This window comes from Nocardia nepalensis (assembly GCF_048910785.1).
Lineage (GTDB): Bacteria > Actinomycetota > Actinomycetes > Mycobacteriales > Mycobacteriaceae > Nocardia > Nocardia nepalensis.
This window is the reverse complement of record NZ_JBKBET010000040.1, coordinates 348,937-362,212: the sequence shown is the minus strand read 5'-3', so window position 1 is coordinate 362,212 and position 13,276 is coordinate 348,937. Positions and strand designations below refer to the sequence as shown.

Sequence of the window (13,276 nt, the reverse complement as noted above, 5' to 3'; positions counted from 1 at the left end):
AGAGACTTCCCCAGCCGTCGGCTGGGGAAAAACTGTGTTCACACCCGTGTGAACCGAACAAGATTGGACGGACGTGAAGGTTCAGCCGAGCGTCAAGAAGATCTGCGAGAAGTGCAAGGTGATCCGCCGTCACGGTCGGGTCATGGTGATCTGCGAGAACCTGCGCCACAAGCAGCGCCAGGGCTGAGTTCGCAGCACCAGCCGGGCACCGATCACTGATCGGCTTGGCCAACTAAAGAAGACCTCCCAGCGCCAGCGGGCACATACCGTGCCCGCCTACCCCCGGACCGGAGGCCGGGGCCCCACCAAGACGAGGGGACGGACAGGGAGCAGACCTCCGCAACGATTAAGGAACCTGCCACATGGCACGTCTCATGGGCGTTGATCTCCCGCGTGAAAAGCGCATGGAGATCGCGCTGACCTACATCTACGGCATCGGCCGTACCCGCGCCAAGGAGATCCTCGACGCGACGGGCGTCAGCCCGGACCTGCGCTCGAAGGACCTCAGCGACGAGCAGGTCACGCAGCTGCGTGACTACATCGAGGGTTCGTCCCTCAAGGTCGAAGGTGACCTGCGCCGCGAGGTGCAGGCCGACATTCGGCGCAAGATCGAGATCGGCTGCTACCAGGGTCTGCGCCACCGTCGTGGCCTGCCCGTGCGTGGCCAGCGCACCAAGACCAACGCGCGCACCCGCAAGGGCCCGAAGCGCACCGTCGCCGGCAAGAAGAAGTAGGGGATAAAGGATGCCTCCGAAGAGTCGGGCCTCCGGCCCCAAGAAGACCCAGAAGTCGCGCCGCCGGGAAAAGAAGAACGTCCCGCACGGCCACGCGCACATCAAGAGCACGTTCAACAACACCATCGTGTCGATCACCGACCCGTCCGGCAACGTCATCTCGTGGGCGTCCTCGGGCCACGTCGGCTTCAAGGGTTCGCGCAAGTCGACTCCGTTCGCCGCGCAGCTCGCCGCCGAGAACGCTGCCCGCAAGGCGCAGGAGAACGGCGTCAAGAAGGTCGACGTGTTCGTCAAGGGCCCGGGTTCGGGCCGCGAGACCGCGATCCGTTCGCTGCAGGCCGCTGGCCTGGAAGTGGGCACGATCTCCGATGTCACCCCGCAGCCGCACAACGGCTGCCGTCCGCCCAAGCGGCGTCGCGTCTAGCGGGAAAGGAATAACGAAAAATGGCTCGTTACACAGGCCCCATCACCCGCAAGTCGCGTCGTCTGCGTGTCGACCTCGTCGGAGGCGACCAGGCGTTCGAGCGTCGTCCGTACCCGCCCGGCCAGCACGGCCGCGCGCGGATCAAGGAGAGCGAGTACCTGCTCCAGCTGCAGGAGAAGCAGAAGGCGCGCTTCTCCTACGGCGTCATGGAGAAGCAGTTCCGCCGGTACTACGAAGAGGCCAACCGTCTCAAGGGCAAGACCGGTGACAACCTGCTCCGTCTGCTCGAGACCCGGCTGGACAACGTCGTGTACCGCGCCGGTCTGGCGCGCACCCGTCGCCAGGCTCGTCAGCTGGTCAGCCACGGTCACTTCCTGGTGAACAACCGGGCCGTGAACGTTCCCAGCTTCCAGGTGACCCAGTACGACATCATCGATGTCAAGGAGAAGTCGCTCGGCACGCTGCCGTTCCAGGTCGCGCGCGAGACCGTCGGCGACCGCCCGGTTCCGGGCTGGCTGCAGGTGCTCCCGGGCCGTCTGCGGATCCTGGTGCACCAGCTCCCCGAGCGCGCCCAGATCGATGTGCCGCTGCAGGAACAGCTGATCGTCGAGTACTACTCCAAGTAGTCCTTCGACGAGCCGTCCCCGGATACCGTGGGCGGCATGCACGCGCGGCTAACGCTGCTGGTGTGTGATCGCTTCGAAGGAAGCGATCACACACAACCCCTAAAACGTGGGCGTCAAATAGTGGGCGCCCGTACAGGAGGATGATCCAAATGCTGATTTCACAGCGTCCGACGCTGACCGAAGAGGTCGTCGCCGAAAACCGCTCGAAGTTCACCATCGAGCCGCTCGAGCCGGGCTTCGGTTACACCCTCGGCAACTCGCTGCGGCGTACCCTGCTGTCCTCGATCCCGGGGGCCGCGGTCACGAGCATCCGCATCGACGGCGTCCTGCACGAGTTCACCACCGTTCCCGGTGTGAAGGAGGATGTCACCGACATCATCCTGAACCTCAAGGGTCTGGTCGTGTCCTCGGAAGAGGACGAGCCGGTCACGATGTACGTGCGCAAGCAGGGCCCGGGCACCGTCACCGCCGGTGACATCGTGCCGCCTGCCGGTGTTGTCGTGCACAACCCGGACATGCACATCGCCACCCTGAACGACAAGGGCAAGCTGGAGATCGAGCTCGTCGTCGAGCGCGGTCGCGGTTACGTCCCGGCGGTGCAGAACAAGGCGTCCGGCGCGGAAATCGGCCGGATCCCGGTGGATTCGATCTACTCGCCGGTGCTCAAGGTGACCTACAAGGTCGAGGCCACCCGTGTCGAGCAGCGCACCGACTTCGACCGTCTGATCCTGGACGTGGAGACCAAGAACTCCATCAGCGCCCGGGACGCGCTCGCCTCGGCGGGCAAGACGCTGGTCGAGCTCTTCGGCCTGGCCCGTGAGCTCAACGTCGAAGCCGAAGGCATCGAGATCGGCCCGTCTCCGGCCGAGGCGGATCACATCGCCTCGTTCGGTCTGCCGATCGAGGATCTGGACCTCACCGTCCGGTCCTACAACTGCCTCAAGCGCGAGGGTGTGCACACGGTGGGCGAGCTCGTCGCCCGCACCGAGTCGGACCTGCTGGACATCCGCAACTTCGGCCAGAAGTCCATCGACGAGGTCAAGGTCAAGCTGCACGCGCTCGGCCTCTCGCTGAAGGACAGCCCGGCGTCGTTCGATCCTTCGTCCGTGGTGGGTTATGACGCGAGCACCGGAACGTGGAGCGACAGCGGCACGTTCAGTGACACCGATGGCGGCGAGCAGGACTACGCCGAGACCGAACAGCTCTAGGCCGCCGGGGTAGGCACCCCGGCTCGGCCTCACACAAGGAGAACAACAATGCCCAAGCCCAAGAAGGGTGCCCGCTTCGGCGGGTCGGCGTCACACCAGAAGGCGATCTTCGCCAATCTGGCCACGGCGCTCTTCGAGCACGGTCGTATCACGACCACCGAGGCCAAGGCCAAGGCGCTGCGCCCCTACGCCGAGAAGCTGGTCACCAAGGCGAAGGGCGGCACCCTCGCCGACCGTCGCGAGGTGCTCAAGGTGATCCGGAACAAGGACGTCGTCCACGAGCTCTTCGCCTCGATCGGGCCGTCGTTCGAGGGCCGCGAGGGTGGCTACACCCGCATCACCAAGACGCTGCCCCGCAAGGGTGACAACGCGCCGATGGCGGTCATCGAGCTGGTCCGGGAGAAGACCGTGACCAACGAGGCCGACCGCGCCCGCCGCGTTGCCGCGTCCAAGAAGGCCGAGGCGCCCGTCGCCGAGACCGTCGTCGAGGAGAAGGCCGAAGAGGCCGTCGCCGAGACCGCCGAGGCTGTCGAGGCCGAGGCCCCGGCTGCCGACGAGGCCGCTGAGGACAAGAAGGACGCCTGACGCTCGCGTCGGAAGTCCGGGATGAGCCCGCCGCCCCTGTGGGCCGGCGGGCTCATCCGCATCCGACCGAGATAACCGCGCCGGCATCGGGTTTCGCGTGGTGAGTGGTTTCGGTCGGAGCGCCACCGGCGTTCGTATCGACTAGGAGATCGCCTGTGACCGAGAATGATTCGGTGGGTTCGACCGCGCGGTCGAGCGCGTTGAGCGAGCCTGCGCCGGTGGATTCGCCTGGGGTTGTGCAGGCCGCAGCGGCCGATGCGCGGCTGGGGGCTGATTTGGGGTCGGAATCCAATGTGCGGTCGGAGTCTGATGTGTGGCCGGAGTCTGATGTGGATTCGGTTCGAGTGCGGCTCGATATCAGTTACGACGGCACCGATTTCACCGGCTGGGCGCGGCAGCCGGGCCTGCGCACTGTGCAGGGAGTGCTGGAGGACTCGCTGAGCAAGGTGTTCCGCGAGCCGATCCAGCTGACCGTCGCGGGCCGCACCGACGCCGGTGTGCACGCCGAGGGACAGGTCGCGCATTTCGATATCGGTTCCGAACCGGACGCGGCCAAGCTGATCCACCGCATGGCGCGGTTCCTTCCGAAAGACGTGCGGATCACCGACATTCGCGTCGCACCGCCCGAATTCGACGCACGCTTCTCGGCGATCCGCCGTCACTACGTGTACCGGCTGACCACCGCGCCCTATGGCGCCGAGCCGCTGCAGGCCCGCAGCGTCGTCGCCTGTCGCCACGATGTCGATATCGACGCCATGCGCGCGGCATCGCGAAAGTTATTGGGCCTGCACAACTTCGCCGCCTTCTGCCGCCGCCGCGACGGTGCGACCACCGTCCGCGAACTCCAGCGCTTCGACTGGGAGCGCGATGGCGACCTGCTCACCGCCTACGTCAGCGCGGATGCCTTCTGCTGGTCCATGGTGCGCAGCCTGGTCGGCGCGATACTCGCGGTGGGAGAGGGGCGCCGCACCGCTGAGTGGGTAGCCGCCCTACTGAACGAAACCGAGCGCTCCAGCTCGGTGACCGTGGCGCCGGCGCACGGCCTGAGTCTCATCGCCGTCGACTATCCGGACGACGCCGACCTCGCCGCCCGCAATGCGGAGACCCGCGAAATGCGTACTGTCCCAACCGAAGGCTGCTGCGGCGACTGAACTCCGGCGCTCCCGCACCGCGTATCGGCGGGCGCACTGCGGTGCGGGAGCATGAGCACCGATCAGCCGGACGAACCCGCCTCGATTGTCCGTGGCTGGTTGGAGCCGGAGATTTCGATACGGCGCGGCTTGGCCTTTTCGGCGATCGGGATCGTCACCGAGAGCACGCCGTTGTTGTAGGTTGCGCTGATCTTTTCGGCATCGACATTGTCGCCGAGGCTGAGTTGCCGCATATACGTGCCGGCGAAGCGCTCGGACGCAATCCATTGGACGCCTTCATCGCTCGGCAGGCTGCGCTGCGCGCGCAGGGTGAGTGTGCCGTTGTCGACGCTCACATCCACCGAGCCGGGGTCCACACCGGGCAGGTCGGCGTTGAGTACGTAATGGTCGCCTGCCTTGAACAGATCCATCGGCATGAATCGCGGCACGCGAGACGACCCGACGGATTCGCCGAGCAGTTGGCGGGCAACGGTGTCGATGTCATGGAATGGATCGAACCGGAGCACAGCAATCACCTCCATTTCACTAGCGGTGACGCCTGCCACGGCGGCAGGCGCCGATAGCTGTGCACTATCCAAGTTAGCACTCGCAAGCCGAGAGTGCTAACAGATCATCGAGATTTTCGGTCGGGCGGTCGGAATAGTAACGGCGGCACGGCCGTTGGCTCCGGGCATGGCGATCAAAGATCTCGGACGGTTCGGTGTATGGCGCGGTTACCTGGGGTTCACCCCGGCGGACGCGCAGGAACTGGAGCAGCTCGGCTACGGCACGCTGTGGCTCGGCTCATCCCCGCCCGCCGAACTGCCCGTGATCGAATCGCTGCTCGACGCGACCGAGTCGATCACCGTGGCGACCAGCATCGTGAACATCTGGACGGCGCCCGCGAAGCAGGTCGCGGAGTCGTTCCACCGGATCGACGCGCGCTTCCCGGGTCGGTTCCTGCTCGGCCTCGGCGCTGGCCATCCCGAACACCAGGGCGAATATCGCAAGCCCTATGACGCGCTGGTCGAATACTTCGACGAGTTGGACGCCGCTGGGGTGCCCAAGGAGCGGCGCGCCCTCGCGGCGCTGGGGCCGCGCGTGCTGAAGCTGGCGGCGGAGCGTTCCGCGGGCGCGCTGCCCTACCTCGTCACCCCGGAGCACACCGCACGCGCCCGCGCGGTGCTCGGCGAAGGCGCGTTGCTCGCGACCGAACACAAGGTGGTCCTGGACGAGGATCCGGCCCGGGCCCGTGCCACCGCCCGCCCGCGCGTCGAGTTCTACCTCGACCTGCAGAACTACGTCGCGAACCTGCGCAGACTCGGCTTCACCGAAGACGATGTGACCAAGCCCGGCAGCGACCGCCTCTACGACGCCCTCGTCGCACACGGCACCCCCGAGTCGGTCGTCGACCAACTCACCGCCCACCTGACCGCAGGCGCCGACCACGTCGTGCTCCAGGCCCTCGATGACGAGCCTGCCACCCTACGCACGCTGGCCCCATTCCTGGCGAAACATTCCTGAGACCGCGGGCCGATCGGCCTAGGTGGCCGATCGGTCCGAGGTGTAGGGCGCCATTAGCGGGGAGTCTGCCACGGCCCACCGACATTCCTAAGTAAGCGTTAGAAAAGTCGCTGTGCGCTTCCATCGGCGCTGTGACTGCCAACACACTGGTCTCCGAACGACGCAAGGCCGCGTCGAAGAAGGAGATCCTGTGACTACGACACAGCCCGTGGGCGAGCGCCGGGTGGTCGCGAACGTATTGCGTGGTTCCATCGGCAATCTTGTCGAGTGGTACGACTGGTATGTCTACGCCGCGTTCAGCGTGTACTTCGCGAAATCATTCTTCCCGAAGGGCGATTCCACCGCGCAATTGCTCTCCACCGCAGCGGTTTTCGCGGTCGGGTTCCTGATGCGGCCGCTCGGCGGCTGGGCGCTGGGGCGCTATGCGGACAGGTTCGGACGTCGCTCGGCGCTCACCCTCTCGGTGACGGTGATGGCCGCGGGTTCGCTGCTGATCGCGGTGACGCCGGGCTACCAGACGATCGGGATCGCCGCGCCGGTGCTGCTGTTGCTGGCCCGCTTGTTGCAGGGGCTTTCGGTGGGCGGCGAATACGCCACCAGCGCAACGTATCTGTCCGAAGTGGCCTCGACAGGTAAGCGCGGATTCTATTCGAGCTTCCAATACGTCACGCTGGTCGCGGGCCAGTTGGTCGCGCTCGGCGTGCAGATCATCCTGCAGCAGTTCTTGAACAACGCCCAGATGACCAACTGGGGCTGGCGCATTCCGTTCGTGATCGGTGCGGCGGCCGCGCTCATCGTGATGTGGCTGCGGCGCAGCATGGACGAATCCGAACACTTCCAGGCCGAAGTCGAGGCCGAGCGGGTTCCGGAAGCGGTCGGCGCCCGGCAGCCCGCGCGCGGTTCGCTGCGAATGCTGTTGCAGTACCCCCGGGAATGCCTGCTGGTGATCGGCCTGACGCTGGGCGGCACGGTCGCGTTCTACACCTACACGACCTACATGCAGAAGTTCATGATCAATACCTCGGGCATCTCCAAGTCGACCGTCTCGTGGATCAACTTCATCGCGCTGTTGGTTTTCGTCGTGCTGCAGCCGCTGGCCGGAGCGCTCTCCGACCGCGTCGGACGGCGCAAACTGTTGATCTTCTTCGGCGTCGCGGGCAGCCTGCTGACCGTGCCGATCATGACCGTGCTCGCGCATACCAAGAACCCGATCGCCGCGTGGGCACTGATGATGGGTGCGCTCGTCATCATCTCCGGCTACACCTCGATCAATGCCATCGTGAAGGCCGAGCTGTTCCCGACCAGGATCCGCGCACTGGGCGTCGGCCTGCCCTACGCGCTGACCGTCGCGATCTTCGGCGGCACCGCCGAGACCATCGCGCTATCGCTGAAGCAGGCCCATCACGAATCGCTGTACTTCTGGTACGTCGCCGGATGCATCGGAGTCTCGCTGATCACCTACTGGTTCATGCGGGAGACCTCGAGCGGGTCGGCCATCGACGCCGATGCCGATATTTCGCTCACCAAGGCAGATGCGCCAGCCGCTGAGCCGGACCGTGATCTCGCAGCGGTCCGATCCTGAACGCCCGAGCGCACGCGCCGATCCTGCGCTGTGGGAGGATCGGCGTGTGCGGCTGGCGGTGGTCGAAGACGATGACGGGGTAGGCGACGCGCTGGTGGAAGCGCTCAACGCCCGCGGTTATCAGGCCGAACGCAAACGCCGCGGCGCCGATCTGCTCACCGCGCACCGCGGTTACGACGCGGTCATCCTGGACCTCGGACTGCCCGACGGCGATGGTCTGCACGTGCTGCGCCAGTTGCGTGAGGTGAGTTCGGTGCCGGTGCTGATCCTGACCGCGCGCAGCGACGAACGCTCGATCGTGCGCGGGCTGCGCGGCGGCGCCGACGACTATCTGGTGAAACCGCCGCGGATCGCGGAATTGATGGCGCGGCTGGAAAATGTCGTGCGGCGCGCGGCCGCCGGATCGCAACCGGAGCGGGCCGAGGTGGTCACCGGAGATGTGCGGGTCGATCTCGCGGCCCGAGTGGTCGAGGTCGCCGGGCGGCCGATCGCGTTGACCCAGAAGGAATTCGAGTTGGTGGAGGCGTTGGTGGAGCGGCCGGGCGCCGCGGTCAGCCGCCAGCAGCTGATGGACCGAATCTGGGGCGACGCGTTCGTCGCGGTATCGCGTTCGCTGGACGTACACATGACCGGGCTGCGCGCGAAATTGGACCGACCTGGGCTGATCACCACGATTCGCGGCTACGGTTACCGCTGGGGTCAGTGATCGTGCTGGCCCGGGAGACCTAGTAGGAGCGGAGCCAGCATGCGCAGACGGCTACTCGTCGCGCTGACGGTATTCGCGGCGATCGCGGTCTTCGCCTTCGCGGTACCGCTGTCGCTGACCTTCGCGACCAGCCGGACCCAGGAATTCGTGGCCGATCGCTCCGGCGACGCCGACCGCTTCGCCAGCCTCGCCGATGTCGCGGTCGTCGAGGGCGACAGCCGGGCGCTGGCCGACGAGGTCGGCCGCTACCACGATCTGTACGCGGAGAATGTGCTGGTTGTCGATGCCCGCGGCACCAGAACGGTGAACGCCGGGGTGGATGTGGCCTCGGCGCCGGTCGAGGCCGCGGTCGCCGCCGCCCGCCGCAACCAGCGGCCCCAGCCGGTGTATCGGCTGACCCCGTGGAGCGGGCCCACGGTGCTGATCGCCCGGCCCGTCGGCACCGGGGTGCAGGTCAACGGCGCGGTGGTGATCGAGGCCTCCACCGCGCGCGCTCGCCGCGATATCGCCCGCGGGTGGGCGGTGATAGCGGTCGGAGCGGTGCTGGCGATGGTCGTGTTCACCATGCTGGCGCTGAGCCTGAGCCGCTGGGTGCTGCGTCCGCTGGCGGCGCTGTCACAGGCGGTCGCCGAACTGACCGCGACCCTGCCGAAGCCGCGCGCCGAGGCCGCCGCGCACGTCTCGATCGCCCGACATCACGGCGGTCCGCCGGAGATGCGGGCGGTCGCGGAATCCTTCGACGCCATGGCGCTGGCCGTGGCCGATTCGGCGGACGCGCAACGTCAGCTGGTCGCCGATACCGCGCATGCCATGCGAAATCCGCTCGCCGCCTTGACGATTCGTCTCGACTCCCTGGAGGGCTCGATCCCGGATAGCGCGGTCGCCACCTTCCGCAGTGCCGGTGCCGAGGTCGACCGTCTGACCGCACTGCTCGATGGCCTGCTGAGTTTGGCGGTCGCCGAGACGCCCGCCGCCTTCGAGGCCGCGCGCACCCCCACCGATGCCGAAAACCATTGCGACGCGGTACAAGTGGTCGCCGACCGGGTCGACGCCTGGTACTCCGCCTACGAGAACGCCGGGCAGGAATTGCGTGCGGCACCCGTCGCGCACGCGGCCGACACCGCGGTCTCCGCCGACGTGCTCGCACAGATTCTCGATGTGCCACTGAGCAATTCGTGCAGTTACGCCGGATCCGGCGCGCAGACCGTCATGGTGGTCGATACCGAGCCGGGTTGGGTGACGGTGACCGTCCGCGACAATGGAGCCGGTGTCGAACCCGCGGAGATCGACAAGCTGACCACCCGCTTCTTCCGCGGCTCCGGGGCCTCCTCCGGCGGTTCCGGTCTCGGCCTCCCGATTGCCGCGGCGCTGGCCCAGGCGCGCGGCGGCACCCTGACGGTGCTGCCCGTCGAACCGCACGGACTCGCCATCGAGATCCGCCTGCCGCAGGCGGTGCGGACGTGATCACGCGGCGGAAGTTCTTGGCGCTCACCGGTCTCGGTATCGCGGCCGGTGCGTCCGGATGTGGTCGAGACGTGGCCAAGGTGCGGCTGGCCTCCGGTGAGGTCGGCGGCTTCTACCACGCGTTCGCGCGTCTGCTCGCGGCCGTCGCCGCGGACGAGGGAACGGTGCGGATCGAACCGGTGACGACAACCGGATCACAGGAAAATCTGGCGATGCTGACGAGCGGACGGGTGGATGCCGCACTGGCGCTCGCGGATTCGGTGCAGGGGGAGCGGGAGCCGATCCTGGCGCTCGGCCGGGTGTACGAGAACTATCTGCAGCTGGCGGTGCGGGCGTACGGTCCGATCCAGCGGGTCACCGATCTGCGGGGAGCCCGAGTCAACCTCGGCGCCGCGGGATCCGGCGCTGCGGTGACCGGGGAGCGGCTGCTGTGGGCCGCTGGCATGAATCCCGGTGCGGACGTGGACATCTCGCATCGACCGCTACGCGATGCGGTGGCGGGCGTGGAATCCGGTGAGCTGGACGCATTGCTGTGGGCCGGTGGCGTGCCCACCGACGTGCTCGACGTGCCGCAGCGTCTGCGGCTCGTCGAACTCGGTGAGCTGGCCGCGCCGATGCGAGAACGGTTCGGACATCTCTACGACCTGGTCGAGATTCCCGCCGACGCCTATGACGGCGGCGGCGCGATCCGCACGATCGGCGTGGCGAACCTGCTGCTCGCCGCTCCGGCCATGTCGGACGCCACGGCCGGAGCGATCGTCGATCTGCTGGTCTCCCGCGCGGACGCACTGGTACCGGCCGAGGCGGCGGGCACTCAGTTCCTGGATACTCGCTCACTCATCGGGACCGATTCCGTCCCTTTGCATCCGGGCGCGGCGGCGGTCTACCGACGACGGCACGGCTGAGCGCCGGTCAGGAACGAACCAGGCGCGCGATGGCGTCGGTGGCCTCTTTGATCTTGGCGTCGGCCTCCGGACCACCGGCGACCGCCGCGTCCACCACACAGTGGCTGATGTGGTCCTCCAGCAGACCCATCGCCACGGCTTGCAGTGCCTTCGTCATCGCGGAGACCTGGGTGAGGATGTCGATGCAGTATTTCTCTTCCTCGACCATGCGCTGCAGGCCGCGGGCCTGGCCCTCGATTCGGCGCAGGCGCTTGAGGTAGTCGTCCTTGGCGGTGATGTAGCCGTGGGAGGAATGGTCGTGGGTGGTTGCGCCCTCGGCCGCGGTGTCATTGTGCGGAGTGGGTGTCACCGACTGTCTCCTCGCTGCTTGCCGGATCTCCGGCCGGACCTGGATTTAATACCCCCCTAGGGTACAGTGTCGACGGGGAATTGTCAGGTCGGCGTGTGCTCCGCCGCGTCGGGCGCTGGCGTGCGGGTTCGATGTTCGGCGCCGCTGCGGGCCAGCGCGATGCCGCCGACCACCAGCACCCCGCCGATCATCTGCACCGGCGAGACCGATTCGTCGAGCAGCAGCCACGACAACACCACCGCGAACAGCACCTCGCTCAGCAGTATCAGCGACATCAGCGTGGAACCGATCCGCGCCGCGCCCGCGACGCCGCACGCATACGCCACCACCGTGCTGATGGTGACCAGCAGCGTCAGCGACAGCCAGACCGGAATGTGCTGTTCGGCGAGCGCGGTATCGGCATCGCCGAACAGCACCGGCAGCAGCCCGGTCAGGCCGAGCGTCCACGCGGTCGCGGCGGCTACCGACAGGCCGGAGCCGAGCAGTACGACGGGGCTGAGCGAATCCGAGGTGCGCTCGGACAGCAGGAAGAACACCGCGTTGCACAGCATCGATACCGCGGCCCAGCCCAGTCCGATCAGACTGATCCCGTCCGCGCCGAAGATGTCGATGACCAGCGCGGCGCCGCCGAGCGCAACCGCCGCGCCGAGGACGGTCGCTCCGGACGGCCGTCGCCCGCGCGCGGCCCAGTTCCAGGCGATCACCGCGATCGGCGCCAGGAATTGGATCATCAGCGTCACGCCGACCTGCAGATAGGGCAGTGACAAGAAGAAGCTGGCCTGCACCCCGGCCACCGCTATCACCCCGAACGCGCCGACGGTGCGCAGGTGGCGCAGGCTGCCGCGCAGTCCGCTCGGATCGCTGAGCGCCGCGACCATGAGCATGACCGCGGCCGCGCCGCTCAGCCGGATCGCCAATACGGCCCCCGGGGACCAGCCGACCGCAAGCACCGATTTCGCCAGCGGACCGGAACTGGCGAAGGCCAGCCCGCTGCCCACGGTCAGCCACACCCCGGCGCGCGCACGCGACGAACTCACAGCACCTCCATCACCCAACCAAGTCAGGTCATGATGAACGAAGGTCCAGTTGGCCGGATGTGGACCCGTGTGGTCGGGGAACGGGGCCGGGCGAGAGAATCGGTGCATGAGTTTGGATGTTCGGCCCGCGCTCGCCGTGATCGGCGGTAGTGGCTTCTACGATTTCTTCGATAACGAGGCGACCACCGTCGAGGTCGAGACGCCCTACGGCAAGCCGAGCGCGCCGATCGCGGTCGGTGAGGTGGAGGGTCGCCCGGTGGCCTTCCTGCCCCGGCACGGCAAGCAGCACGAATTCGCGCCGCATACGGTGCCGTACCGGGCCAATATGTGGGCGCTGCGCTCGATCGGGGTGCGGCGGATCTTCGCGCCGTGCGCGGTCGGCAGCCTGCGCGCGGACTGGGGGCCGGGTACCGTCGCGGTGCCGGATCAGCTGGTCGACCGGACCTCCGGCCGTGCGCAGACCTACTTCGACGGCGGCGGCGTGCACGTCTCCTTCGCCGACCCGTACTGCGACGAACTGCGCTCCGCGGCAACGAAATCCGCGACCGACGCGTTGCCGATGAAGGCCTCGGGCACCATGGTCGTGGTGCAGGGTCCGCGCTTCTCGACCCGGGCCGAGAGCCGCTGGTTCGCCGCGCAGGGCTGGGAGCTGGTCAATATGACCGGACACCCCGAGGCGGTGCTCGCCCGTGAGCTCGAAATGTGCTATGCCGCAGTCGCTTTGGTGACCGACCTGGATGCGGGCCTGGAGGAGGGCGACGGCGTGCACGCGGTCGATGTCTTCGCCGAATTCAAGAAGAACCTCGGTCCGTTCAAGGAGTTGATCCGGCGGTCGGTCTCCGCGGTCACCGGAACCGACACCTGCGATCGCTGCCGTGTCCATGCGGGAGTGTCGCTCCCGTTCGAACTACCGTGACTCGGTGCAGCCAGCTGCATTGATCACCGACATGTACGAACTACCCTGACTCAGATTGGGTTCGGAGCCGAACGCGGGGTGTGGAT

At 67.3% G+C, this 13,276-nt stretch carries 16 protein-coding genes; 13 read left to right on the top strand and 3 right to left on the bottom strand.

What is annotated here, in order from left to right; all coding sequences use genetic code 11:
• The first annotated feature begins 73 nt into the window (after positions 1–73).
• The 7 genes from rpmJ to truA all read left to right on the top strand — a co-directional run bounded on the left by rpmJ (position 74) and on the right by truA (position 4,728).
• On the top strand, positions 74–187 hold the full coding sequence (gene rpmJ, locus ACHQ4I_RS39075) for a 50S ribosomal protein L36 (RefSeq protein WP_040686659.1): 114 nt from the start codon (positions 74–76) through the stop codon (positions 185–187).
• Between the two features lie 175 nt (positions 188–362).
• Positions 363–734: a 30S ribosomal protein S13 gene (rpsM, locus tag ACHQ4I_RS39070; protein WP_420776949.1), complete on the top strand. Its 372-nt coding sequence runs from the start codon at positions 363–365 to the stop codon at positions 732–734.
• A 10-nt stretch (positions 735–744) separates the two neighbouring features.
• Complete coding sequence (gene rpsK, locus ACHQ4I_RS39065; RefSeq protein ID WP_014349147.1) at positions 745–1,158, top strand: 30S ribosomal protein S11; 414 nt, start codon at positions 745–747, stop codon at positions 1,156–1,158.
• Between the two features lie 20 nt (positions 1,159–1,178).
• Positions 1,179–1,784: a 30S ribosomal protein S4 gene (rpsD, locus tag ACHQ4I_RS39060; RefSeq protein WP_063039138.1), complete on the top strand. Its 606-nt coding sequence runs from the start codon at positions 1,179–1,181 to the stop codon at positions 1,782–1,784.
• A gap of 149 nt (positions 1,785–1,933) precedes the next feature.
• Positions 1,934–2,992: a DNA-directed RNA polymerase subunit alpha gene (locus ACHQ4I_RS39055; RefSeq protein WP_067785162.1), complete on the top strand. Its 1,059-nt coding sequence runs from the start codon at positions 1,934–1,936 to the stop codon at positions 2,990–2,992.
• A 48-nt stretch (positions 2,993–3,040) separates the two neighbouring features.
• Positions 3,041–3,577 (top strand): 50S ribosomal protein L17, encoded by a 537-nt coding sequence (gene rplQ / locus ACHQ4I_RS39050; protein WP_420776948.1) that lies wholly within the window; start codon positions 3,041–3,043, stop codon positions 3,575–3,577.
• A 293-nt stretch (positions 3,578–3,870) separates the two neighbouring features.
• Positions 3,871–4,728 (top strand): tRNA pseudouridine(38-40) synthase TruA, encoded by an 858-nt coding sequence (truA, locus tag ACHQ4I_RS39045; protein WP_420777086.1) that lies wholly within the window; start codon positions 3,871–3,873, stop codon positions 4,726–4,728.
• A gap of 62 nt (positions 4,729–4,790) precedes the next feature.
• On the opposite strand, the gene ACHQ4I_RS39040 is transcribed toward truA, so the two are convergent.
• Positions 4,791–5,234, bottom strand: a complete 444-nt coding sequence (locus ACHQ4I_RS39040; RefSeq protein ID WP_420777085.1) for an Hsp20/alpha crystallin family protein — start codon at positions 5,232–5,234, stop codon at positions 4,791–4,793.
• Positions 5,235–5,400: 166 nt separating this feature from the next.
• Here ACHQ4I_RS39040 and ACHQ4I_RS39035 point away from each other — a divergent pair, with 166 nt between their 5' ends.
• The 5 genes from ACHQ4I_RS39035 to ACHQ4I_RS39015 all read left to right on the top strand — a co-directional run bounded on the left by ACHQ4I_RS39035 (position 5,401) and on the right by ACHQ4I_RS39015 (position 10,888).
• Positions 5,401–6,231 (top strand): LLM class F420-dependent oxidoreductase, encoded by an 831-nt coding sequence (locus tag ACHQ4I_RS39035; protein WP_420776947.1) that lies wholly within the window; start codon positions 5,401–5,403, stop codon positions 6,229–6,231.
• Between the two features lie 190 nt (positions 6,232–6,421).
• Positions 6,422–7,813 carry an MFS transporter gene (locus tag ACHQ4I_RS39030; RefSeq protein ID WP_420776946.1) on the top strand — a complete coding sequence of 464 codons (1,392 nt, stop codon included), beginning with the start codon at positions 6,422–6,424 and terminating at the stop codon, positions 7,811–7,813.
• Positions 7,814–7,859: 46 nt separating this feature from the next.
• A complete protein-coding gene (locus ACHQ4I_RS39025) occupies positions 7,860–8,519 on the top strand; it encodes a response regulator transcription factor (RefSeq protein WP_420776945.1) in 660 nt (219 codons plus the stop codon).
• Positions 8,520–8,558: 39 nt separating this feature from the next.
• Positions 8,559–9,983: a sensor histidine kinase gene (locus ACHQ4I_RS39020; protein WP_420776944.1), complete on the top strand. Its 1,425-nt coding sequence runs from the start codon at positions 8,559–8,561 to the stop codon at positions 9,981–9,983.
• Positions 9,980–10,888 (top strand): TAXI family TRAP transporter solute-binding subunit, encoded by a 909-nt coding sequence (locus ACHQ4I_RS39015; RefSeq protein WP_420776943.1) that lies wholly within the window; start codon positions 9,980–9,982, stop codon positions 10,886–10,888. The genes ACHQ4I_RS39020 and ACHQ4I_RS39015 overlap by 4 nt, the downstream gene beginning before the upstream one ends.
• Positions 10,889–10,895: 7 nt before the next feature.
• On the opposite strand, the gene ACHQ4I_RS39010 is transcribed toward ACHQ4I_RS39015, so the two are convergent.
• Positions 10,896–11,237, bottom strand: coding sequence for a metal-sensitive transcriptional regulator (locus ACHQ4I_RS39010; RefSeq protein WP_420776942.1), 342 nt, complete (start codon positions 11,235–11,237; stop codon positions 10,896–10,898).
• A gap of 83 nt (positions 11,238–11,320) precedes the next feature.
• Positions 11,321–12,274: an EamA family transporter gene (locus ACHQ4I_RS39005; RefSeq protein ID WP_420776941.1), complete on the bottom strand. Its 954-nt coding sequence runs from the start codon at positions 12,272–12,274 to the stop codon at positions 11,321–11,323.
• A gap of 106 nt (positions 12,275–12,380) precedes the next feature.
• On the opposite strand from ACHQ4I_RS39005, the gene ACHQ4I_RS39000 reads away from it, so the two are divergent.
• Positions 12,381–13,190, top strand: a complete 810-nt coding sequence (locus ACHQ4I_RS39000; protein WP_420776940.1) for an S-methyl-5'-thioadenosine phosphorylase — start codon at positions 12,381–12,383, stop codon at positions 13,188–13,190.
• Positions 13,191–13,276: the final 86 nt, after the last annotated feature.

Coding starts and splice junctions, on each gene's coding strand:
- ACHQ4I_RS39000 (WP_420776940.1), top strand. CDS start 12,381: ATGAGTTTGGATGTTCGGCCCGCGCTCGCCGTGATCGGCGGTAGTGGC.
- rpsD (WP_063039138.1), top strand. CDS start 1,179: ATGGCTCGTTACACAGGCCCCATCACCCGCAAGTCGCGTCGTCTGCGT.
- rpsK (WP_014349147.1), top strand. CDS start 745: ATGCCTCCGAAGAGTCGGGCCTCCGGCCCCAAGAAGACCCAGAAGTCG.
- rpsM (WP_420776949.1), top strand. CDS start 363: ATGGCACGTCTCATGGGCGTTGATCTCCCGCGTGAAAAGCGCATGGAG.
- ACHQ4I_RS39055 (WP_067785162.1), top strand. CDS start 1,934: ATGCTGATTTCACAGCGTCCGACGCTGACCGAAGAGGTCGTCGCCGAA.
- rplQ (WP_420776948.1), top strand. CDS start 3,041: ATGCCCAAGCCCAAGAAGGGTGCCCGCTTCGGCGGGTCGGCGTCACAC.
- ACHQ4I_RS39020 (WP_420776944.1), top strand. CDS start 8,559: ATGCGCAGACGGCTACTCGTCGCGCTGACGGTATTCGCGGCGATCGCG.
- ACHQ4I_RS39035 (WP_420776947.1), top strand. CDS start 5,401: ATGGCGATCAAAGATCTCGGACGGTTCGGTGTATGGCGCGGTTACCTG.